The organism is Bradyrhizobium sp. UFLA05-108, assembly GCF_059803455.1.
Window position 1 is genome coordinate 77533 of record NZ_JBANAZ010000033.1, and the last position, 20466, is coordinate 97998.

The following is a 20466-nucleotide window of genomic DNA, read 5'->3' on the forward strand; positions in this document are numbered from 1 at the left end:
GTTTCTCATGCTTTTGGTCAATTCCAAATAGGTCCTGAGCGACTCTCTCGACCACGCGAGCGAGCCCGATGACCAGTGCACCCGCGGTACGACAAGGCACTGCTTCTATGCGGACTACATCAAAGCGATCGGTCACCGTGCACGCTTTTTTTTACGCCTGGCCTTTTTGCCATGGCATCGCACTCAGGGTTCTGAAAGAACAACCTGAGCGTGTCTAGCGCTTATTCAACGACCTAGTCCTGCTGAGTCAGAAAGCCGCGGACCGATTTGGGGGGTGAATCAGGTGAAAGGCTCTTGGGGTAGTCGAAGCAAGGATGGGGGTGAAGCGCGATTTACGGTTTATATGGAACGGGCTGGTTAGCGTATCGGGCATGCGGATCGGGCAAAACCGCTGCGGGATTACTGTGTTGGCCTGATATTGCCTGGTGAGCACAAGAGCGCAGAGCCGATGATGGCGATCACGTCGCCGGAGCGCACAGCAGCCCCAGCATCAATCGCCGATTCATTTCGTAGGCGCGAGCGGATGGTCGGACGAGAAGGTCTCGGCCAAGGTTCAGGAGATTGTGCAGCCCTCCTGTCGAGCGATCACTTCTCGGTCGATGGCACGCTGTTCGAGGCCTGGGTCTCGATGAAGAGCGTGAAGCTGAAGGTCGGCTCTGGCGAGTCGCCGGCAATGCTGAAGCGGACTTCCATGGTCAGAAGCGCTCGAACGACACCCATGCTTCGACCACCGATCCCGATGCCAGGCTCTGCCGCAAGCGTAAAGGCAAGGAGACAAAACTATGTTTCATCGGCCATGGGCCGATGGAGAACCGCCACGGCCTGCTGGTCGACGCCTGCCTGACGCTGGCGGACGGGCATGCCAAACGGGTGGCCGCGCTGCACATGATCGAGCCTCGCGCTGACCGACCGACAGCGATCACACTTGGTGCCGACAAAGTCTACGATGCAGAAGACTCCTCAACGAGTTGCGCTCGATGAAAGTGACACCGCATGTTACGCAGAACATCAGTGACTGCAGCTCTGCGATTGACGGGCGAACGACCCGGCACGGCGGTCAGCTGTTAGCCAGCGCATCCGCAAGCGCATCGAGGAGGCACTCGACTGGATCAAGACGACCGCCGTGGTTGTGATCGCGCTGCACGGGCTTTACCTTCGCTGCCGCCGCCTAAAATCTGATGCGGCTGCCCAAGCTGATCGCGGAGGACGGCTGATGGCCAAGGCGCCCGGCTTCGACAAGGCCTTAGCCGGCCGCTGGCGCATCGTCGAAATGAACAACTGGGACTTCCTCGATCTTGTAGAAGAGCCGCATCTCACCTTCCGGGGCAAGTCCGAGGGTGAAATTGTTTTCGGGGCGCTGAAAGGGTTTCTCGACCTCCGCTACAGCGCGCTAGACGGTTCTGCCTGCGCGGAGTTCTCATGGCAAGGGCATGACGAGAATGACCCCGTCTGCGGTCGCGGATGGGTTATGATCGGCAATGGGGGTAGGCTCGTCGGCCCCTTCTACCTACCAATGGCGACGATTCAGGCCTCGTTTGCAAACACAGCTAAGTTATTCAATATGCTAGGGAAAGTTGCATCCTTAGCCATGCTGCACGCCGGCTACTTACAGGTCGATAGCTGAGGCTGGCCCGGATTCAATAGTTCGGTTTGGCTGATCCGCGAGTTGGTGAACTGGGCGCCGATCACCAGGTCGATCCTGCCAATATCCGTCTATCGGGAAATCCTGCGCAATGCCCACGAAATTCGTTGAATTTCTGCGCTGTTTGACGATTCGCGTCGCAAGTTTGCGCGACCTTTTCGATTAAGAAATGTTCTGAAGTCAGGAGATTGCAAATGAAGGTCGGCGTTCCCAAGGAAATCAAGACGCACGAATACCGCGTGGGCCTGACGCCTGGAGCAGTCCGCGAATATGTGGCCACAGGCCATAGCGTATTTGTCGAGACCAATGCCGGCGAGGGTATTGGTGCGACGGATGACAATTATCGGAAGGCCGGCGCAACGATTCTCGATTCCGCTCAAGACGTGTTCGCGTCGAGCGAGATGATCGTAAAGGTCAAGGAGCCTCAGCCATCCGAATGGGTGCAGCTGCGAGAGAATCAGATCCTATTCACTTATCTTCATCTTGCGCCGGATCCGGAGCAGGCTGACGGTCTTATCAAATCTGGCTGTACGGCAATCGCCTACGAAACGGTGACAGATGGGCACGGTGGGCTTCCGTTGCTTGCGCCGATGAGCGAGGTCGCAGGCAGGCTTGCAATCGAGGCGGCTGGAGCGGCCCTGAGGCGGCATGCCGGCGGGCGGGGACTGTTGATTGGCGGCGTGCCGGGTGTCCCACCTGCCCGTATCGTGGTGGTCGGAGGCGGCGTCGTGGGTACGCATGCGGCGCGGATGGCGGCGGGCTTAGGTGCCGAGGTTACAATTCTCGAACGTTCGATCCCCCGACTTCGCGAACTCGATGAACTATTCGAAGGGCGCGTTCGTACCAGATTCTCGACGATCGACGCAGTCGAGGAGGAGGTGTTTGGCGCAGATGCTGTAATTGGCGCGGTGCTTGTTCCCGGCGCGAGTGCGCCGAAGCTTGTTAGCCGCGGCATGTTGAACTCGATGCGCAAGGGCTCGGTGATTGTGGACGTCGCGATCGATCAGGGTGGATGCTTTGAGACGTCGCGTCCGACTACCCATGCTAATCCGAGCTTTGAGGTCGACGGGGTGATTCACTACTGTGTGGCGAATATGCCCGGAGCTGTACCGCTGACCTCAAGCCATGCGCTGAACAACGCTACGCTGCCATTTGGCTTGGCTCTCGCCAACAAGGGATTCGCAGGCGTGCTGGAAAATCCGCATCTGCGCGCGGGCCTAAATGTCCATCGAGGCCGGCTAACTTACAAGGCGGTGGCTGAGAGTCTCGGCCTGCCATTCTCACCGATCGAACAGGCAGCGGCCTGATCCCAGAGGTCCCTCCTTGGGACGTTTCCTCCCTGACTTGGGGGCCACTCCTTTGGAGTGGCCCTTTTTTCCGCAACCTGCGAAAGCGAACTCCAGCATAATCCGCATGTCGACCCTTCCGCTCTCAGACATCAAGGTCCTTGACCTCACGCGCGTGCTCGCCGGGCCCTTGTCGGCCCAGATGCTCGGCGATCTCGGCGCGGAGGTGATCAAGATCGAGCGGCCCGGCACCGGCGACGACGCGCGCGCCTTCGGCCCACCTTACCTCACCGACCCCGACGGCAAGGAGAACAACAACAACTCGTTCTACCTCTGCGCCAACCGCAACAAGAAGTCTGTGACCGTCAACATCGCCAAGCCCGAAGGGCAGGCGATCATCCGCCAGCTTGCCAAGGACGTCGACGTCTTCATGGAGAACTACAAGGTCGGCGATCTCAAGCGCTATGGCCTGGATTACGAGTCGATCAAGGCGATCAACCCCGGCATCATCTATTGCTCGGTGACCGGCTTCGGCCAGACCGGCCCCTACGCCCCGCGCGCTGGCTATGACGCGATCTTCCAGGCCATGGGCGGGCTGATGAGCGTCACCGGCCACATGGACGACGAGCCGGGCGCCGGCCCAATGAAGGTCGGTCCGTCCATCGTCGACTACATGACCGGCATGAACACCTCGATCGGAATTCTCTCCGCGCTCTATCATCGCGACGTCAATGACGGGCAGGGCCAGCACATCGACGTCTGCCTGCTCGACACCGTGATTGCCTCGCTCAGCCACTGGCTCCAGATCTACCTCGTCAACGGCACGAGCCCGCCGCGCCGCGGCACCTGGGGCAACGGCGGCATGCCGGCCGGCGTGTTCCGCTGCACCGATGGCGAACTGATGCTGGTGGTCGGCAATGACGGCCAGTTCGAGCGCGCCTGCACCGTGCTTGGCGAGCCAGAGCTCGCCAAGAATCCAAAATTCGTCAAGAACAACGACCGTGTCGTCAACGGCAAGGAGATCATGGCGAACTTCGCCGGGCTGTTTTTGAAGAACACGGTCAAGCATTGGCTGGAAAAGCTGGAGGAGGCAGGCATTCCCTGTGGCCCGGTCAATGACTTCGCGCAGCTGTTCGCCGATCCGCACGTCCAGTCGCGCGCCATGCGGGTGAAGGTCAAGCACAAGTTCGAGCCCGAATTGTCGCTGATCCGCAACGCGCTGACGTTCTCGGAGACCCCCGTGACGGAATATCGCGCGCCGCCGCTGTTGGGAGAGAACACGTCGGAGATCCTCTCTGCAAAGCTCGCTTATGACAATGCGTCGATCACAGCGCTCAAGCGAAAGGGCGTGATTTAGGACATCATGTCTGAAGTTACTTCAACTTCGTCCACCGATTAAGCCCGATTTGCTCAGCAAATCGAGTGAGTAATCGCGGCCATTGGGCATTCCCGGAAAACGAGGAAACTCACGCCGGTCAGCCTGCCCAATGACATGGGATGGATTGATGCTGAGTTAATCTATCGTGCGGGCTAGGCTGCGTTCTATCCGCTCGCAACCATTGTTCCTCTCGTTCGATGCATTTCTAAATCAAACAGCGTTGCCTCCAGCATGCGACGCATGATCCCTGGTCACTCAGTGCGCCAGCGCGATCTTTGCTTTCTTCATGCTTTCTCGTCTGGTGGCGCCCCGCATCGCCTAGCTCTGCTAGCTCTTCAAGCCCAAGCAGCCGTCGACCGGGTACCACTTCGTTCGCAGCGCGGTCGAGCTCATCCTCACGCCGGCGCAGCGGTCCGAACGGGGCACTCCAGCATGCGGCGGACGCGTATGGGTTCAGGACCGATATGGAAAACCGCCGCCTGCCGGTCTAGAGGGCCGCAATACTGCGTTACTTTAGCAAAAAACGCACGATACAAGCGGAAATTACCTCTACTGTATTCGATCACCAGGGAGGTGATGTATGGCCAAGAACGTTCTCAGATACAACTCTGGCTCGCATCGCATTCCCGAAATCAGAGTACGAGTGCCGTTTGCTCCTTCTGGCGGTCCTCCTTGCCGCCGCTTTGGCTGAGAGGCGACAGCATCATGCTTCCAATTGGATGCCTCCCTCGCTATTGCGAGCAGGCGGGCCGTATTCATAGCATTCCGCCATAACAGGAGTTGCCCGATGGCACAGAGCCTTAAACAGATGATGGACGCGGCCAATGCAGTGGTGCCGAAGATCACAGCGCAGCAGGCACATGACATGATGGCCGAGGGCAATGCGCTTGTCGTCGATATCCGCGACGGGACGGAGGTTGCGAAAAGCGGCAAGGTCAAAGGTGCCGTGCATGTCTCGCGCGGCACGCTGGAATTTTACGCCGATCCTGAGTCGTCCATGCACGATAAGGATTTCGTGAAGGGCAAAAACGTGATCCTCTATTGTGGGTCCGGAGGCCGCGCCGCGCTCGCCGGCAAGTTGCTAAAGGACATGGGCTACGACAATGTCTATAACGCCGGCGGCTTCAAGGATTGGGTCGATAGCGGTGCGGCGATAGAGAAGTGACGTTCGCAGGCACTTCGCGTCGTAGCGTGACCTTGAATGCGCTTGGGAGAACCCTGAGAACGGCCAGTGGCAAGGAGCATCTAGATCTCACATGAACTTCGTTACGACCATCGCCATCCTCGGCGGAACCGGACCCCAAGGCCAAGGGCTTGCGCTTCGCTTCGCCATTGCAGGCGCAAGCGTGGCGCTGGGCTCGCGCGAGGGCGATCGCGCCGCGGCGATCGCCGAAGAACTGAACAAGAGGCTCGAAGGCCGGTCTGCCGCCCCAATCAGAGGCTGCGACAACCTGAGCGCGGTGGATGCTGCAGAGCGTTTCGTGCTGCTCGCAGTGCCTTACTCTGGTCACGATGCAACACTTTACGCCATCAAGAGCCGCCTCGCCGGAAAGGTGCTGGTCGACCTGGTTGTCCCGCTCGCAACCGGAAATCCCTGGGCCGTCGCAATGCCGAAGGAAGGCTCCGCGACCGAGGCCGCCCAAGCGTTGGTGGGAAGTGAAGTCAAGGTTGTCGGAGCCTTGCACAACGTTTCAGCCCACACTCTGAATGCCCTCGAAGAGAACATCAACTGCGACATCCTCGCGTGCGGAGATGACGTAGAGGCGACAGACGCGGTCGTCGACCTGATCAAGCGGCTCGGCGTTGAGTCGTACAACTGCGGTCCGGCGCTGAGCGCTCGCTGCATCGAGGCGATTACGCCCCTCCTGATCCGCCTGAACATGAACAAGAAGGTGCCGTTCAGCCACGCGGGCATCCGTATTTGGCGGCCAGGCCGACCGGGCGTATGATCTGAAGGAGAAGGTCTCGAACATGAACTGCTTCTCCGCAGGCTTCCCATCTCGCGGGCATGGGCGTGATCTTCCGGCAGCCATCACTGAAGGAACCTTGCAGTGAGCGCCTCAAGCTTCCTCGAAGTCAGCGCGGTTGAAGGTGCTGAATTTGAGCAACTGCTCTCGCAGGCGAGGGCCAAGCGCGACGCGTATTGGGGTTCGATTGCCACCTATTCACGGAAGGTGTTCATTCCATTGACAAAACTGTGCCGCGACAGTTGCGGATACTGCACATTCGTCAAGCGACCCGGTGAGCCTGGCGCGGGGTATCTGAAGCCAGAAGAGGTGCATCGTATTGCCACCCGTGGCGAGGAACTTGGATGCAAGGAAGCGCTGTTCTCGCTTGGAGAGAAGCCGGAGCTTCGATATCCAGAGGCTCGTGACATGCTCGCCCGCTTGGGGTATCGATCCACCATCGACTACGTCCTGGCGATGTGCGAACTAGTCATCTCAAAAACCTCGTTGGTCCCGCACGTCAACGCCGGCACCATGCGCCGGGAGGAATTGGAGCGACTAAAGGAGGTGAGCGGGAGCGCCGGCTTGATGCTCGAGAACGTGAGCCGCCGGCTCATGGGAAAGGGAATGCCGCATCACGCCTGCCCGGACAAGATGCCGTTGCAGCGCATTCGCACCCTCAATGCTGCTGGCGAGGCGTCGGTGCCGATGACGACCGGAATCCTGATTGGCATCGGCGAGACCTGGGCAGAGCGAATCGACAGCCTTCAGAGCATCGCGGACATTCACGAGAGGCATGGGCACATACAGGAGGTGATCGTCCAGAATTTCCGGGCCAAGCCCGGCACCACGATGGCGCGTCATCGCGAACCCGATATGACTGATATGCTTCGCACTCTGGCGATCGCTCGGCTCTTGCTGCCGGCGGAAGTTTCCCTGCAGGCGCCACCGAATCTGAATGACGCGTTCGAGCGCTACCTCGATGCGGGCATCAATGACTGGGGTGGGGTATCTCCCCTCACCGCGGACCACATCAATCCGGAGTGTGCCTGGCCTGCCGTCGGGGAACTTGCGTTGCGCACCAAGCGGAAGGGTATGAGCCTGGTGGAACGCTTGACGACCTATCCGCTCTATCTCCGAAAAGCTGAGCGCTTTCTTCGTCCGGTGCCCCGCGAAGCACTTCGTTGTCTCGCGCGTGAAGATGGCTACGCGGCCAACCAAGCCCACGTCGAAGCAAGCTAGAGGAGTTCGCGTGCACAGCGCCCAGCCATTCAGACCCTCGACACTTCAGGCAATGTCCGCAGAGGCCCTGCTTGGCCAGAGTAACAGGGAAGTGCGACAAATTCTTGAGCGTAGTCTCTCTGGTCGCGAGGTTACGCGCGAAGACGGTGAGAGCCTGTTCCGCGCTGCACCTTCGGATCTTCCGGCGATCGTGCGGGCAGCGGACATTGTTCGAGCGCACCGGGTTGGACATAAGGCGAGCTTCGTTGTCGTCCGGAACATCAACTTCACGAACGTGTGCTACATGGGGTGTCGCTTCTGCGGCTTCGCAAAACGCAAGGAACACCCAGATGCGGTCTGGTACAGCATGGAGGAGGTGGCACACCGCGCCCAAGTCGCATGGGATCGTGGCGCAACAGAGGTTTGCATGCAGGGTGGTCTTCATCCTGATCTGCCGACCACGTACTACCGCGACCTCTTGGCTTCTGTGAAGCGCAAGGTGCCGCATATGCACGTGCATGCCTTTTCTCCATTCGAAATCTGGTTCGGCGCGCACAAGCGGAAGATGCCAATCAAGGACTTCCTGTTGGAGCTCAAGCAAGCGGGCCTCGGCTCGATGCCGGGGACGGCTGCTGAGATCCTCGATGTCGATGTGCGTCGTAAGCTGACCCGAAATAAGCTGACGACGGAGGCGTGGGTCGAGACGATCCGGGCGGCGCACTCCATCGGGCTTCGCAGCACGTCGACGATCATGTTCGGTCATATCGATGGCCCGTCCCACTGGGCTGCGCACATCGATTTGATCCGCTCGATCCAGAAGGAGACGGGTGGCTTCACGGAATTCGTGCCTCTGAGCTTCGTTTATGCCGAGTCGCCCCTGTACGTGGACCGCGCTATCCCTGGCGTGCGCCCAGGTGCGACCGAGGAAGAAAACTTCAAGATGCACGCCGTCGCGAGGCTGATGCTCGCGGGTTGGATCGACAACATCCAAGTTTCATGGGTGAAGCTGGGTGCGCAAATGGCAGCCGAGATGCTGCACGCCGGCGTCAATGACCTCGGCGGTACGCTGATGGACGAATCGATCTCACGGTCGGCGGGGGCCGATTTTGGCGAGGAACTGACTTCCGCCGAGATGGTCACGTTGATTCGCCATGCTGGGCGCACGCCCGTGCGCAGGAGCACGCTATACGACACGTTGGAACAGTTCTCGGATCACGACCCCGTGGACATCGGCCCGCTGAAACCTCGGCCGCATGATCCTATCAAGTTCCTTCGCCACAAGTACGCAGCTGCTGGTTAAGGCGCAAGAGATGAAAGTGGCAGTCCTCGCAGGCGGCGTCGGAGGTGCACGTATGGCACTCGGTTTTGCTAGCGTCGTGCCACCCGACGATCTCAGCATCGTCGTGAATATCGGTGACGACGACCGGTTCCATGGCCTGTATGTCTGCCCGGACCTGGACACGGTGCTCTATACGCTTTCCGGGGTTGTCGATCGGGCGCAATGTTGGGGCGTCGCAGACGACGGGACGCGTGCTCTGGAAGTCCTTCGCAAGCTGGATTCTCCAGGCGCCTGGATGAAGCTTGGCGATGCCGATCTCGGATTGCATATCTACCGCACGTCTCGGCTCGCAGAAGGCGCATCACTCACCGCGGTCACCGAAGAAGTCAGCTGTCGCTTCGGTATCCACTGTGCGCTCTTACCTGTCTCAAACGAAGAGTGTCCGACCGTGGTGGAGACTGCGACTGCGGTGCTGCGCTTTCAGGAATGGTTCGTGCGTGACCGTGCGGGTCCCACGGTCAAGAAGTTGCACCTGGATTCCGCGCGCCAGGGGCGGATCACGGAACGCGTAAGCGCAGCACTCCGTGCGGCTGATCTCGTCGTGCTAGCGCCATCGAATCCTTACCTTTCGATCCACCCCATGCTGGAGCTAGGAGGCATGCGAGAAGCATTGCGACAGGCACCAGGATTGAAGGTGGCAGTCTCGCCGCTCATCGGAGGGCGCGCGATCAAGGGGCCCCTTGCGAAGTTAATGAGCGATCTCGGAGTCGGCTCGTCGAACTCCGATATCGCTGCGGGTTACTCGGACTTCGCGGATGTCTTTGTCATTGACGAGAGCGACTTGCGAGATAGGGGCAACATTTCGAAACGCTGTGGCTTGCAAGTCGCAGCGATGCCCACATTGATTCCGGATGGGCCCCGCGCCGCGGGACTTGCGCGGAAACTCATTGAACTTGCGAGCGCGCATAGCACCGCTGGAGTCGCATGATGAGGACCGTGGTAGCGATCCCGATGAAGGATCCGGCAGAGTCAAAGACCCGGCTTGCAAGTTCGCTGACGGCCGTCCAGCGCGAACAGATTGCAGTGGTGCTCTTCCGCAGGGCGCAGACATTCTTCGCTGCGCAGTTTCCTGATTTCGAGCGACTGGTGGTCACCCCGTCATCGCGGATCGTCAGCGAGACTACGGCGCGCGGCGCTGTGGCCTTGACGCAAAGGGGAGCTCGCGGATTGAATCGAGCTGCCCAGAGCGCCTTCATGTGGGCGAAGACGCGGGGGTTTGATCGGCTCTTGATTGTCCCAGCAGACATCCCAGTATGGCTGAGGTCAGAGCTCGTCGAGCTGCTAGACGAAGGGCGAAGATATGACGTGGTTGTAGCACGCGCGCGGGACGGCGGCACCAATGCGCTGCTGATCAACCTTGTCCGAGCGGATCAATTTAAGTTTTGCTATGGCCCCGAGTCGGCCAGACGTCACGCTGACGCGGCTTCCGGCGCGGCCCTGAGTTCGATCACGAGACAGTGGCCTTTCCTCGGCCACGATATCGATACAGTGGGTGACTGCCTGGTCATGAGCCACGAATTTTCCTTCCTGAAGGATGTCGGTTAACTATGCGACTTGAGCTCTTCACGATTCCGGGTGTTCCCGAGGTGTGTCGTGGCGATAATGTCGGCGCCATTCTGGCCCAGGCAGCGCGGGCCGCGGGTGAAGAATTGCGCGAGACCGACATCATCCTCGTTGCGCAGAAGATCGTGTCGAAAAGCGAGGGACGGTTTCGCGCGCTTTCGGAAATCGTACCTTCAATAGAGGCGGTGGATCTCGCGACGAGGTGCGGCAAGGACCCCCGGAAGGTTCAGGCAATTCTTGACGAGAGTTCGGCTATTCTTCGGGTTTCAGCTGCGATCCCTGAAGGGATTATCATCGCGCGCCATAAGTCCGGTTGGGTGGCTGCCAACGCCGGAATTGACGAATCGAATCTCGGCTCGGTGGAAGGCCAGCTGTTGCTTCTGCCGGTTGATCCGGACGCAAGCGCGGCTCGAATCGCTGAGAGCATTTTCCGTCAGTCTGGCCAAAAGCCAGGCGTGATCGTGACAGACACTTTCGGGCGACCGTGGCGCAAGGGCTTGGTGAATGTGGCTTTGGGCACATCCGACGTACCGCCCATCATCAGCTGGGTGGGGAAGACGGATGCTTACGGCCGGCGCCTTGCAGTTTCTGAACAGGCTTTCGCGGACGAGCTAGCTGCTGCATCTGGACTCTTGATGGTCAAGAACGCAGCTACACCAGCTGTTGTAGTTCGAGGATTGCAGTGGGATCGTGTTATGACGGCTACCTGTCGGGATTGCGTTCGGCCAATCGAGCAGGATCTCTTTAATTGACAAGGTTTGAGGATGAACCAAGGTAACGCTTGTTCCGGTCTCTCATCCCGTGACGGCCCCGCCAGGTAGTCCTGGACGTGGTCTTGACCAAGACGCCTGCCGCGCCCGAAAAAACCATTCGGTGCGCAACCTCGCCACCATCTACGCGCCGCACCAACTTGCTCCGCGCCGCGCCTTCCAAGACCTCGCTCAAGCGAAAGCGCCGCAAGGCCCGCATGGGCCCGGCCTTCCACCAAACCGTCCTCGCACGTTAACGATTCATGATTGTGCCTGCAAGCCAGTTACTTGCGCGGAGCGGCGCGGCGTCGAATGCGCAGCCAACGTTTTTCCCCATATGCATCGTGCATGAAGGTTCCGATCTCCTCCGCGCGCTTGCCCGGGTGAATAAGCATCGAGTTCGGACCAGTCGGCTGCACCTCAATGCCGTTCTCTGAAAGGGGGGGGGGGTTCATGCCTTCGAGCCAGTTCGGCCGTGTCCGGTCGAGTATAAGGCGTTCTCCGTCACGGCGCAGCACGCGGCGTTCCAGACGAAGCTCGTAGGTTCCCGGCCAATCTTCAATATCCCCGCCAAGCTCAACTCGCGGCTCGGGCGTGGTGAGCCCGAAGTAGGTGCGCATCGCCCATGCCAATAGCCGCTGCCTGGTAATCCAGCCATTAGCGCCGTTGGTAAGCACGGCGATGGCGAAGCGCCTGGACGGAATCATCGCAAACAAGCACGGCTGGCCGTTGGCACCGCCGCCGTGGCTGACAACTCGTTCTCCCGACCATTGCTCGAGCCACCACCCCAGCCCGATCGCCGGCGTGTCGCTCGCCGGACCAGCTGGCTCGAAGGCGGACAACCGCAGGGTATCGCCGAGCACCGGGCCGCCATCCAACTGGAACTGCGCGTAGCGCATGAGGTGTTCGGCGCTGGCGACTAGGCCGCCCACCGGGTTGCCGCTGCGGGGCATCGCCCACGGCTGAGCGATCATCATCTGCCCGCCTTGCTCGGCATGCCCAACGGCGAAGTTGCGGTGTAGCAGGTCGTGGGCGAAGAAGCAGGTCCCGCCCATATCAAGAGGAGCGAGTACGGCCTCACGGAGCACCTCTTCGAAGGTACTGCCATGCAGCACCTCCAAAATTCGCCCGAGGACGTGGAAGTTGGCGTTGTTGTACGACCACATCTGGCCCAGCGGCGTCACCTGGGGTAATTGGTCCATCTGCTCGACCATTGTGGCCAGCGCATTATCGCCCCAGCCAAAGTCATCGAAAAGGTCTCCTTCCCATCCGCTGCTGTGAGTCAAGCAATCGCGGATAGTAACGGCAGCCGAGACATCTGGATCTGCGACGGTGAACTTCGGCAGGTGGGCGCGCACCGGATCATCCAAGGTGAGGCGCCCCTGCTCAACGAGTTGCAAGATGGCGGTGGCGGTGAATGTCTTGGTGATTGACGCGATCTGAAACAACGTGTCGCCAGTAACTGGTTGCGGATGAAACAGATTAGTTACGCCTACTCCGGCGGTCGCGGCGCAGCCGTCGTGATAGATGCCGAGGGCGATTCCCGGGATTCCGTCGTGCCGCATCTCAATTTGTGCCTGGCTGAGCAGTGATGGGTCTATGCCATAAAACCGCGACAAAGGACTCCTGTATTCAATCAATTCAAATTCTCCCTAGTCTTGAGCAATAACGCCTAGCGAAACTTTTCCGCGGAGCCCTTCCGTCTTCCGGACCTCCGCGTTCGCTTCTTTGACGTCATTATGAGTTGGAAACACTCCACTACGGGCTGCGCCCTCTCTCGCGAGTCGCGGCTTAGCATAGGCTCCAGTTGCAGAAAGATGCGCGCCTGAGTCACAAAGTGCGAGGTGCGGCTGCTTCTTGACGAAATTCTCGGAGTTTGAGCTCCATATCCGTTCCCAGTTGATTTTCGACGCTCTGAAGGGCGCTCACGTTTTGATGTATCTGGTAAGACCAGGCTGCTTTCTCGATCAGGCAGCAAAACAAATGTATAGGTGCTTTTATGCGTAAAATCTGCAAAGGGGATACCGGGTCGGTAAAATCCTGCGAGAAGAGGGGCGTATCAACGTTTTTCTGCGTACGCACCTTGGTCATCCCGGTGGAACTAAGTCGAAACAAGGACTTTCGATTCGTTCAGACCACTAATTTCTCCGGGGGCAGGCGTCGCGCAGAAGAGTCCCGTGCAGCCGATCGCCGATCACATCCTGCGACTCCAGTCCGGCCCCTTTGAAGCGCTTCCAACCATCGACGGGGACATCAGAGTCGTGAAGTGGCGTCTATGGCATGGACGGGCGATCGCGCGATCCGCGACTTGCAGCCACTCTTTGTGAGACTGAAGGACTCATAGGGAGAAACCGAGTTCTCGATCACACGGCTTCACATCCTTGGTGCGCAGCTTCTGAGCTATGTCCGTTCTAACCATGGCGCGCGACTCAACTATGGAAAGCGCGACCGAACTAAGCAAAGACGGTTCGGATCGGGCGCGCCGTGTACTCCGCCGGAACGTGTGGCAGTCCGGAAAAACCCGACAACGACCGCGTTCTGCAGCTCCACCATGATCTTCTTGCCATTGTCGATCGACGGGCCGCTATCGCCATAGATCAGGCGTTCCCAGCTCTTGTCGATCGTCCGACGACAAATATCGCCGAATCCGTTCTTTTCCCTCACAGTCAAGACGGATGCTCTTGAGTTGGTCGGCCCTGACAATTCCGTATTCGATCCCAGAGAAATTACCGTCCTGCCTGGATGTCCAAGGCTGGAGCGCGCACATGGCAGGCCACGAGACGCCTGTCGTCGATTGGGACCAAAGGCGGCGTTTCCATGCGGCAACGCTCAACCGCGTGCGGGCAGCGCGGATGAAACGCACATCCGGTCGGCGGATTGATGGGGCTTGGCACTTCGCCTTCCAAAGGCGCCTTCGACCGAACCCGCCTGGGATCCGGCACCGGAGCTGCCGCGATCAGCGCCTCGGTATAGGGATGCGTTGGGTTGGCGAACAGCTCCTCGCATGGCGCGAGTTCCACAATCCGTCCCAAATACATGACGGCGACGCGATGGCCGATATGCTCGACTACGCTCAGATCGTGCGAAATGAAGACGAAAGCAATACCCATCTTCTGCTGCAGATCAAGGAGCAGGTTGAGAATCTGTGCTTGCACGGAGACGTCGAGGGCCGAGACAGCCTCATCGGCGACGATAAGGGAGGGTTGAAGCGCCAGTGCCCGCGCGATGCCAAGCCGCTGCCGCTGGCCGCCCGACAATTCGGACGGGAGCCTGCGTATCATTTCGGGCCGCATGCCCACCTTTTGAAGGAGGTCCGCGGCAAGCGACTGACGCTCTTTCCGGTTAAGGCGTTCGAAGTTCTCGACCGGCTCGGTGACGATCTGCCCGGCGGTGAGGCGCGGATTCAGCGATGAGTAAGGATCCTGAAAGACCATCTGCATCCGGCGGCGCCATGCGCGCAGAGCGCGCGTCTCGAGATTCGTAATGTCGGTGCCGTCGATGATCACGCGCCCGCTTGTCGGCTTGGCGATCCGCATCAGGAGCCGCGCAATGGTTGACTTGCCGCAGCCGGATTCGCCGACGATGCAGAGCGTTTCCCCCGCCGCGACGGAGAAAGAAACATCCTCGACCGCGCGCACCATCGGGCCCGTCTTCTTCACGAATCCCGCACCAAGCGGATAATGCTTGGTGAGATTCTCGACCTTCAGTAGAAAACCGCTCATATGCCTACAACCTCTTCCAAGCGCCAGCACGCCGCAGCATGGCCGGGACGGACATCGCGCATTGTAGGCATCTCTTCGCGGCACCTGCCGATCGCAAACGGGCAGCGCGGAGCAAAACTGCACCCCCGAATCGGCTCATGAAGGCTTGGCACAATGCCGGGAATTTCCGGAAGACGCTGCCTCCGACCACGCCGCGGATCAGGCACCGAGCGCATGAGAGCCTGGGTATAGGGATGTGAAGGGTGCGCGAACAGATCCCTGACTGTTGCTTGCTCCACTATCCGGCCGGCATACATGACGATAACGCGCTGGCAGGTTTCGGCGACGACACCAAGATCATGCGTGATGAACAGCACGGCCGTCCCCATCCGCTCTTTCAGATCGACGATCAGCCGCAGGATCTGCGCTTGTATGGTGACGTCGAGCGCCGTCGTCGGCTCGTCGGCAATCAACAGTTCCGGCGAGCAGGCGAGAGCCATGGCGATCATGGCGCGCTGGCGCATACCCCCAGACATTTCATGGGGGTAATTCTTAACGCGGCGATCGGGGTCCGCGATCCGCACGAGATCGAGCATCTCTTGCGCCTTTGCGATCGCTTCCGGACGAGAAGCCTTCGTATGAATTCGCACCGCTTCGGCGATCTGGCTGCCAACGGTATGAACCGGATTCAGGCTCGTCATCGGCTCCTGAAAGATCATGGCTAGCCGATTGCCGCGGATCTTTCGCATCTCCTGGTCCGAGAACTTCAGCAGGTCGAGCCCGTGAAACCGGATCTCGCCGCCGACGATTTTGCTGCTCAGGTTCGGGAGCAGGCGAAGAATGGAAAGAGCGGTAACGCTTTTTCCGCATCCGGATTCGCCGACGACGCCAAGCGTTTCGCCGCTCTTGACCTGAAAGCTGACGCCGCTCAGGGCACGGGTGACCCTGTCTTCGCCGTAGAAATGCGTTTCTATCTCTCGAACATCGAGAAGAACGTCATCCACGGCGGTCTTTTGCGCTTGCATCTCAACGCCTCACTTTTGAGCGGGGGTCGAACATGTCACGCAAGCCGTCTCCGAGCAGGTTGACGGCGAGAACCATGACTGCAAGGCAGACGCCGGGGGCGAAAACCGTCAATGGGGCGATCGATAGGTACAAGCGGGAGCTTGCGATCATGTTGCCCCAACTGGGAATATCGGGCGGCACGCCTGCGCCCAGGAAGCTCAGTCCGGCCTCCATCAAAATCGCGCTCGCGCACACATTGGCGCTCTGGACCATGAGCGGCGGGATTGTGCTCGGAAGGATATGTCGCCAAAGCACCTTCGGCAGGCGCGCCCCGCCGCAGAGCGCGGCCACCACATAGGGACAATCCCGAACGCTCAGAACTACGGAGCGGACCAGGCGAGCGGTGGTCGGAACACTCGGAATCGCGATGGCGACGATCAGGATGCAGACTCCGGGTCCCGTTAAAGACATAAGGGCAATGGCCAGCAGAATGGTCGGGATCGACATCAATCCGTCCATGACCCGCATCATGACATTGTCGAAGCTGCGGCTGTAGCCGGCGATGACGCCAATCAGAAGTCCGGCCAAAGCCGCCCCGGTCGTGGACACCAATCCTACCACCAGCGAGATCCGTGCCCCGAACATCGTTCGCGCGAAGACATCGCGGCCCAGATTGTCCGTTCCGAACCACATTGCGGCCGAAGGGGATTGGAGGATTTTGAACGGATCCATGTCCATTGGGTCGCCGGCATAAAGCGGGGCGGCAAGCGCCATGACGATGACCAGTGCCAATAGGCCGCCGCCGCTAAGCACCAAGGGATGCCGCCTCGCCAGACGGGGAAGATGAGATATTCGCGGCCAAGTCGTCGGCGCGGAATCAATCGATGCGGAAAGAAAGCTCATATCAATACCGGATGCGGGGATCGACCAGGGTGTACGCAAGATCGACCGCGAGATTGATAAGGACGTAAAGACCAGAAACGAGGATCAGCACGCCCTGAATGACGGGATAGTCACGATTGTTGATCGCATCGACTACCAAGCGGCCGACACCGGGTATGTTGAACACCGTTTCCGTGATGACGACGCCACCGATCAGATAGGCAAGGCTTATGCCGATCACGGTCAGGATTGGGGGGCCTGCATTCTTCAACGCGTGACGAAAAAGCATGGAACACGTCGATGCTCCCTTGGCCGCGGCCGTCCGCATATAATCTTCCGATAGAACTTCGAGCATGCTCGCCCGCGTAATCCGGGCGATGAAGGAAATATAGGGCAGACCCAAAGCCACGGTCGGCAGGATCAGATGCAAGAGCCAGGGACCAAGGCCATTATTTATAGACGCGTATCCCTGAACCGGCAGCAATCGCGCTTTGATGGAAAAAAAATATATAAGGAAATAGCCGACGACAAAAACCGGGACGGAATAGCCAACAGCAGAGAACGCCGTGAGCATGCGATCGACAGAGCCGCCGGCGCGCCACGCGGCGAAAATGCCGAAGGAGACGCCGGCCGCGACCGAAAGGACCATCGTCAGGATCGAAATGGAAATGGTCGGCTCCAACCGCTGCGAGATCAGCTTGAAAACCGGCAGCCCGGCCAAAATCGAAGTGCCGAGATTGCCGCTTAGGATACCCAGCGCCCAATGGACGAACTGGACCGGCAGTGGTTCATTCAGTCCCAGTTGTTCGCGGATATCGGCAATCAACTGTTCCGTGGCTATGGGGCCGGCGATCATGACCGCCGGATCACCGGGTGCCAGCCTGAGAAGCAGGAAGACGAAAATCCCGACCATCACCATCACGGCGACGGTCGAGATCAACCTGCGAAGGATGTAAGCGCCCACAGCTCCCTCAGGCCTTCTGCATGTTCCACATCGGGACGTACGCCGGCACGCCGATGAGACCGGTGAGCGTTTTGCGGCGCGCAATAGGCTGAATGCTTTGGCCCAAGCAAACGAAACTCACGGTATCCCACCAAATTTGCTGCATCTTCCGAGCTAACGTCTTGCGCTCGTCGAGCGTACCATCCGCCCAATGGGCCCGAAGAGCCTCGTATTCGTCATTCTTTAGCCAGCCGTAATACCCACCATTCAAAGCCATCCAGCCTGAGGCGAGCGGGTCGCTGAAGCCGATATCGATGGCACTCGTGGGGTAGATGCTCCAGCCGCCGTTCTCGACGGGACCCTTGTTCGACCGGCGCGCGGCAAGCCCGGCCCAGTCGCTCGGCGCAAGCTCGGTGTTGACTCCGATCTTGCGCAGCGTGGCCGCCACGAGCTGCGCGGTAAGACTCCCCGGGAGCCAGTCAGTGGGTTGGAGAATGATGACTTTCTCGCCTGAATATCCGGCCTCATTGAAGAGTTGCTTGGCCTTTTCCGGATCGCTGCCCTTCTTGAACCAGCCGGTGTTTGCGTCATTGGTATAGGGCGTACCGAGCCCAAATAACGACGTCATGGTGCGATTGTATTTCGGATCTGGGTTGATAACACGCAGGAACGCGTCTTGGTCGACCAGGTGAAGCATTGCTTGGCGCGCCTTCACGTTGTCGAACGGCTTCTGCAAACAGTTCATGCCCAGAAAATAGTCCGCACCCGATTTGTGAAGATCTTCGAGCACGAGATTGGGGTCGCTTTCGATCATTGGGAAAAGATTGGCCGGCGGTTCGTTCACAAAATCGACCTCGCCCGCTTGTAGGGCCGCCACAGTGGTCTGCGCATCGGCGATAACTTCCCAGATGGCGCGATCGAGCTTGACAATCTTGCCACCGGCCAACCCGTTGGCTGGCTCCTGGCGCGGGACATACTTTTCATTATGGTCGTAGACGAGGCTCGCGCCCGGTTTGAAAAGTGTTTTGTTAAACTTGAACGGCCCCGATCCGACATGCGTGGTCACCGGCTCGGTCGCGGGTCGGTCCGCATCCTTCTCACGCATGACGAACAGTGGGAAATTTGTGGTCTGTGCCAGCTGATCGAGCAACAGCGCCAGCGGTTGCCTGAGAGTGATCGTGAAAGTCTTATCATCCTTCTTCGAGACATCCTTCGCACGTTCTTTGACCAACTGTCCGCCGGATGTCTGGAACCAGCGATGGATCGAGGCGACACAATCCGCAGCCGTTACGGGAGTGCCATCATGAAAACCCAAGCCGTCCCGTAGCTCGAACGCATAAGCACACTTGTCGTCCGAAACTCTCCATTTTCCGACCATTTGCGCCTGAGGTGCGAATTGGGAATCGAGCGCAAACAGCGTGTCGTAAATCGCCAAGGCATGATCGACAGTACCGTAACTACTGGTAGAAAATGGATCGAAATTTGTAATGCCGCCCCTCGCGAGGCGCATCGTCCGCGCGGCGGAAGACGTCGTTTGCGCCCGTAGGACGAACGGAACCGATACAGCAGTTCCAGCAGCTATACCCGTCTTAATAAGATTACGCCGCGAAATCGTCATGTTTCACTCCGCTTTTTTAGTGGTTTAGTCGCGCGCTATATCCACGCTCTTCCGTAAAGCTCTTAATCGCTCGATTGATTTCGACGTCTAACAGCTTGATCACAAACTCGCCCCGGTCGCAGACCGAGGCCGGTGCCCACGTTGTCGCGCAGATAGATCCGCGCCCTGAAGACATTGGCGAAGCGACTAGTGTTTCGCTGTCGTAGGTGTTCTGGAGGTGGCAAAGTTCACAAAGGCATTGTTCGCGTCCAGCATCGATCCTCTCAGGCGCGCGCAGTTGTGCCGCTGATGAGCCGTTGCCGAATACCAAGTCGCGATGGTCTTTCTTGACGTCCCAACGGCGCATTCCCTACCCATCCGCGCTTTTGCATCTGCGACTTGGAGCCGGCAGATTTATTTTCACGGAAAGATTATCAGTCCGCGCGAGCCGGATTTCGTCGATTTGCCCCCGCAGATAGCCGAAATCCGGCCCCGAGTCGGCGAAAATCCGCGAGATGCGACGTAGAAGGCAGCTTTGATCAGGAGGTGTAAATTTCTCCGGGAGCAGGCGACACGCAGAAGAGGCGGATTCAGCTTGATTTTTGAGCCATCCGGCTCAGCTTGCCGAAACGGTACCCGCAACCGGTTGCGAAGTTCACCATTGAACTCCGCCGCCTCAGTGGCGCTTTTCGTCTCCCCTGCGAGTCCTTCGCGGGTCGCACGAGCGACCCTCCATAGCCAGAGACGCCACTTCACGGCTCTGATGTCCCCGTCGATGGTTGGTCAGTCGCTGTGGGCCAACAGATCTGGCCGTTCAAGCTGAGCTCACTCTCGCGGGTGGTCGCGGCAATACGGCTCAATATGCATCCTCCTTTCCCGAAGCGGGATTTGCGCTCCATGGCTGGGAACGCTGCCCGCGTCGACAAGCCTTCGCGATCTCATTTTTTCGAATAATCTTGCACTCCTGATGCCACGACCGGTTTTCGCCGGCGATTGCTGATCAGGCTGCGCAAACGGCTGCCGCTATGGAATGCTAACGGCTGCCCGATCTTGCGATCAAGAATGTCAACCTGCGCTAGCGGCGCGCCGTCGAATGGACCGTCGCGATGGCTAGTTCGCAATCCAGTTCGTCGAGAAGGCGATGACAATCCGCAACAGCAAATGATCGCAAAAAATGACAGGCGTTAAAAAATGCACGCGCAGTCTGCGATCGT

The 20466-nt window shown here is 59.1% G+C and carries 17 protein-coding genes and 2 pseudogenes; 11 read left to right on the forward strand and 8 right to left on the reverse strand.

Going from position 1 to position 20466, the window contains the following annotated elements; translation table 11 throughout:
• Positions 1-571 precede the first annotated feature (571 nt).
• From SO140_RS23840 to cofE, 11 genes and pseudogenes are all read left to right on the forward strand, one after another.
• Positions 572-1172, forward strand: a pseudogene (locus tag SO140_RS23840) (transposase); the annotation flags it as partial.
• A gap of 41 nt (positions 1173-1213) precedes the next feature.
• Positions 1214-1551 (forward strand): annotated as a pseudogene (locus SO140_RS23845) (hypothetical protein).
• Positions 1552-1836: 285 nt separating this feature from the next.
• The gene (gene ald, locus SO140_RS23850; protein WP_498543225.1) at positions 1837-2949 is read left to right on the forward strand and encodes an alanine dehydrogenase; all 1113 of its coding nucleotides are present in this window, start codon (positions 1837-1839) and stop codon (positions 2947-2949) included.
• Between the two features lie 106 nt (positions 2950-3055).
• A complete protein-coding gene (locus SO140_RS23855; protein ID WP_498543226.1) occupies positions 3056-4285 on the forward strand; it encodes a CaiB/BaiF CoA transferase family protein in 1230 nt (409 codons plus the stop codon).
• Positions 4286-5093: 808 nt separating this feature from the next.
• Entirely contained in the window at positions 5094-5471 is a 378-nt protein-coding gene (locus tag SO140_RS23860) for a rhodanese-like domain-containing protein (RefSeq protein WP_498543227.1), read from the forward strand.
• A gap of 91 nt (positions 5472-5562) precedes the next feature.
• Positions 5563-6255, forward strand: a complete 693-nt coding sequence (gene npdG / locus SO140_RS23865; RefSeq protein WP_498543228.1) for an NADPH-dependent F420 reductase — start codon at positions 5563-5565, stop codon at positions 6253-6255.
• A 102-nt stretch (positions 6256-6357) separates the two neighbouring features.
• On the forward strand, positions 6358-7494 hold the full coding sequence (gene cofG, locus SO140_RS23870) for a 7,8-didemethyl-8-hydroxy-5-deazariboflavin synthase CofG (RefSeq protein WP_498543229.1): 1137 nt from the start codon (positions 6358-6360) through the stop codon (positions 7492-7494).
• A gap of 52 nt (positions 7495-7546) precedes the next feature.
• Positions 7547-8773, forward strand: coding sequence for a 5-amino-6-(D-ribitylamino)uracil--L-tyrosine 4-hydroxyphenyl transferase CofH (gene cofH, locus SO140_RS23875; RefSeq protein ID WP_498543230.1), 1227 nt, complete (start codon positions 7547-7549; stop codon positions 8771-8773).
• Positions 8774-8783: 10 nt separating this feature from the next.
• Positions 8784-9740 carry a 2-phospho-L-lactate transferase gene (gene cofD, locus SO140_RS23880; RefSeq protein ID WP_498543231.1) on the forward strand — a complete coding sequence of 319 codons (957 nt, stop codon included), beginning with the start codon at positions 8784-8786 and terminating at the stop codon, positions 9738-9740.
• Positions 9740-10357 (forward strand): 2-phospho-L-lactate guanylyltransferase, encoded by a 618-nt coding sequence (cofC, locus tag SO140_RS23885; RefSeq protein ID WP_498543232.1) that lies wholly within the window; start codon positions 9740-9742, stop codon positions 10355-10357. The genes cofD and cofC overlap by 1 nt, the downstream gene beginning before the upstream one ends.
• Positions 10358-10359: 2 nt before the next feature.
• Entirely contained in the window at positions 10360-11127 is a 768-nt protein-coding gene (cofE, locus tag SO140_RS23890) for a coenzyme F420-0:L-glutamate ligase (RefSeq protein WP_498543233.1), read from the forward strand.
• A 281-nt stretch (positions 11128-11408) separates the two neighbouring features.
• Here the strand turns inward: cofE and SO140_RS23895 are convergent, their stop codons facing one another.
• The 8 genes from SO140_RS23895 to SO140_RS23930 all read right to left on the reverse strand — a co-directional run bounded on the left by SO140_RS23895 (position 11409) and on the right by SO140_RS23930 (position 19273).
• Positions 11409-12764: a serine hydrolase domain-containing protein gene (locus SO140_RS23895; RefSeq protein ID WP_498543234.1), complete on the reverse strand. Its 1356-nt coding sequence runs from the start codon at positions 12762-12764 to the stop codon at positions 11409-11411.
• Positions 12765-12954: 190 nt separating this feature from the next.
• The gene (locus tag SO140_RS23900) at positions 12955-13206 is read right to left on the reverse strand and encodes a hypothetical protein (protein WP_498543235.1); all 252 of its coding nucleotides are present in this window, start codon (positions 13204-13206) and stop codon (positions 12955-12957) included.
• Between the two features lie 351 nt (positions 13207-13557).
• A complete protein-coding gene (locus SO140_RS23905) occupies positions 13558-13827 on the reverse strand; it encodes a hypothetical protein (RefSeq protein ID WP_498543236.1) in 270 nt (89 codons plus the stop codon).
• Between the two features lie 23 nt (positions 13828-13850).
• Positions 13851-14846 (reverse strand): ABC transporter ATP-binding protein, encoded by a 996-nt coding sequence (locus SO140_RS23910; RefSeq protein WP_498543242.1) that lies wholly within the window; start codon positions 14844-14846, stop codon positions 13851-13853.
• Entirely contained in the window at positions 14843-15850 is a 1008-nt protein-coding gene (locus SO140_RS23915) for an ABC transporter ATP-binding protein (RefSeq protein ID WP_498543237.1), read from the reverse strand. The genes SO140_RS23910 and SO140_RS23915 overlap by 4 nt, the downstream gene beginning before the upstream one ends.
• A gap of 1 nt (position 15851) precedes the next feature.
• Positions 15852-16733, reverse strand: coding sequence for an ABC transporter permease (locus SO140_RS23920; protein ID WP_498543238.1), 882 nt, complete (start codon positions 16731-16733; stop codon positions 15852-15854).
• A 1-nt stretch (position 16734) separates the two neighbouring features.
• On the reverse strand, positions 16735-17676 hold the full coding sequence (locus SO140_RS23925; RefSeq protein WP_498543239.1) for an ABC transporter permease: 942 nt from the start codon (positions 17674-17676) through the stop codon (positions 16735-16737).
• 7 nt (positions 17677-17683) lie between these two features.
• Complete coding sequence (locus tag SO140_RS23930; RefSeq protein WP_498543240.1) at positions 17684-19273, reverse strand: ABC transporter substrate-binding protein; 1590 nt, start codon at positions 19271-19273, stop codon at positions 17684-17686.
• Between the last annotated feature and the right edge of the window lie 1193 nt (positions 19274-20466).

Excerpts from the sequence above, each read along its gene's own strand:
- SO140_RS23915 (WP_498543237.1), bottom strand. The coding sequence starts at position 15,850 with ATGCAAGCGCAAAAGACCGCCGTGGATGACGTTCTTCTCGATGTTCGA.
- cofD (WP_498543231.1), top strand. The coding sequence starts at position 8,784 with ATGAAAGTGGCAGTCCTCGCAGGCGGCGTCGGAGGTGCACGTATGGCA.
- ald (WP_498543225.1), top strand. The coding sequence starts at position 1,837 with ATGAAGGTCGGCGTTCCCAAGGAAATCAAGACGCACGAATACCGCGTG.
- npdG (WP_498543228.1), top strand. The coding sequence starts at position 5,563 with ATGAACTTCGTTACGACCATCGCCATCCTCGGCGGAACCGGACCCCAA.
- SO140_RS23860 (WP_498543227.1), top strand. The coding sequence starts at position 5,094 with ATGGCACAGAGCCTTAAACAGATGATGGACGCGGCCAATGCAGTGGTG.
- cofE (WP_498543233.1), top strand. The coding sequence starts at position 10,360 with ATGCGACTTGAGCTCTTCACGATTCCGGGTGTTCCCGAGGTGTGTCGT.
- SO140_RS23910 (WP_498543242.1), bottom strand. The coding sequence starts at position 14,846 with ATGAGCGGTTTTCTACTGAAGGTCGAGAATCTCACCAAGCATTATCCG.
- cofH (WP_498543230.1), top strand. The coding sequence starts at position 7,547 with ATGTCCGCAGAGGCCCTGCTTGGCCAGAGTAACAGGGAAGTGCGACAA.
- SO140_RS23920 (WP_498543238.1), bottom strand. The coding sequence starts at position 16,733 with ATGAGCTTTCTTTCCGCATCGATTGATTCCGCGCCGACGACTTGGCCG.
- SO140_RS23930 (WP_498543240.1), bottom strand. The coding sequence starts at position 19,273 with ATGACGATTTCGCGGCGTAATCTTATTAAGACGGGTATAGCTGCTGGA.
- SO140_RS23855 (WP_498543226.1), top strand. The coding sequence starts at position 3,056 with ATGTCGACCCTTCCGCTCTCAGACATCAAGGTCCTTGACCTCACGCGC.
- cofC (WP_498543232.1), top strand. The coding sequence starts at position 9,740 with ATGAGGACCGTGGTAGCGATCCCGATGAAGGATCCGGCAGAGTCAAAG.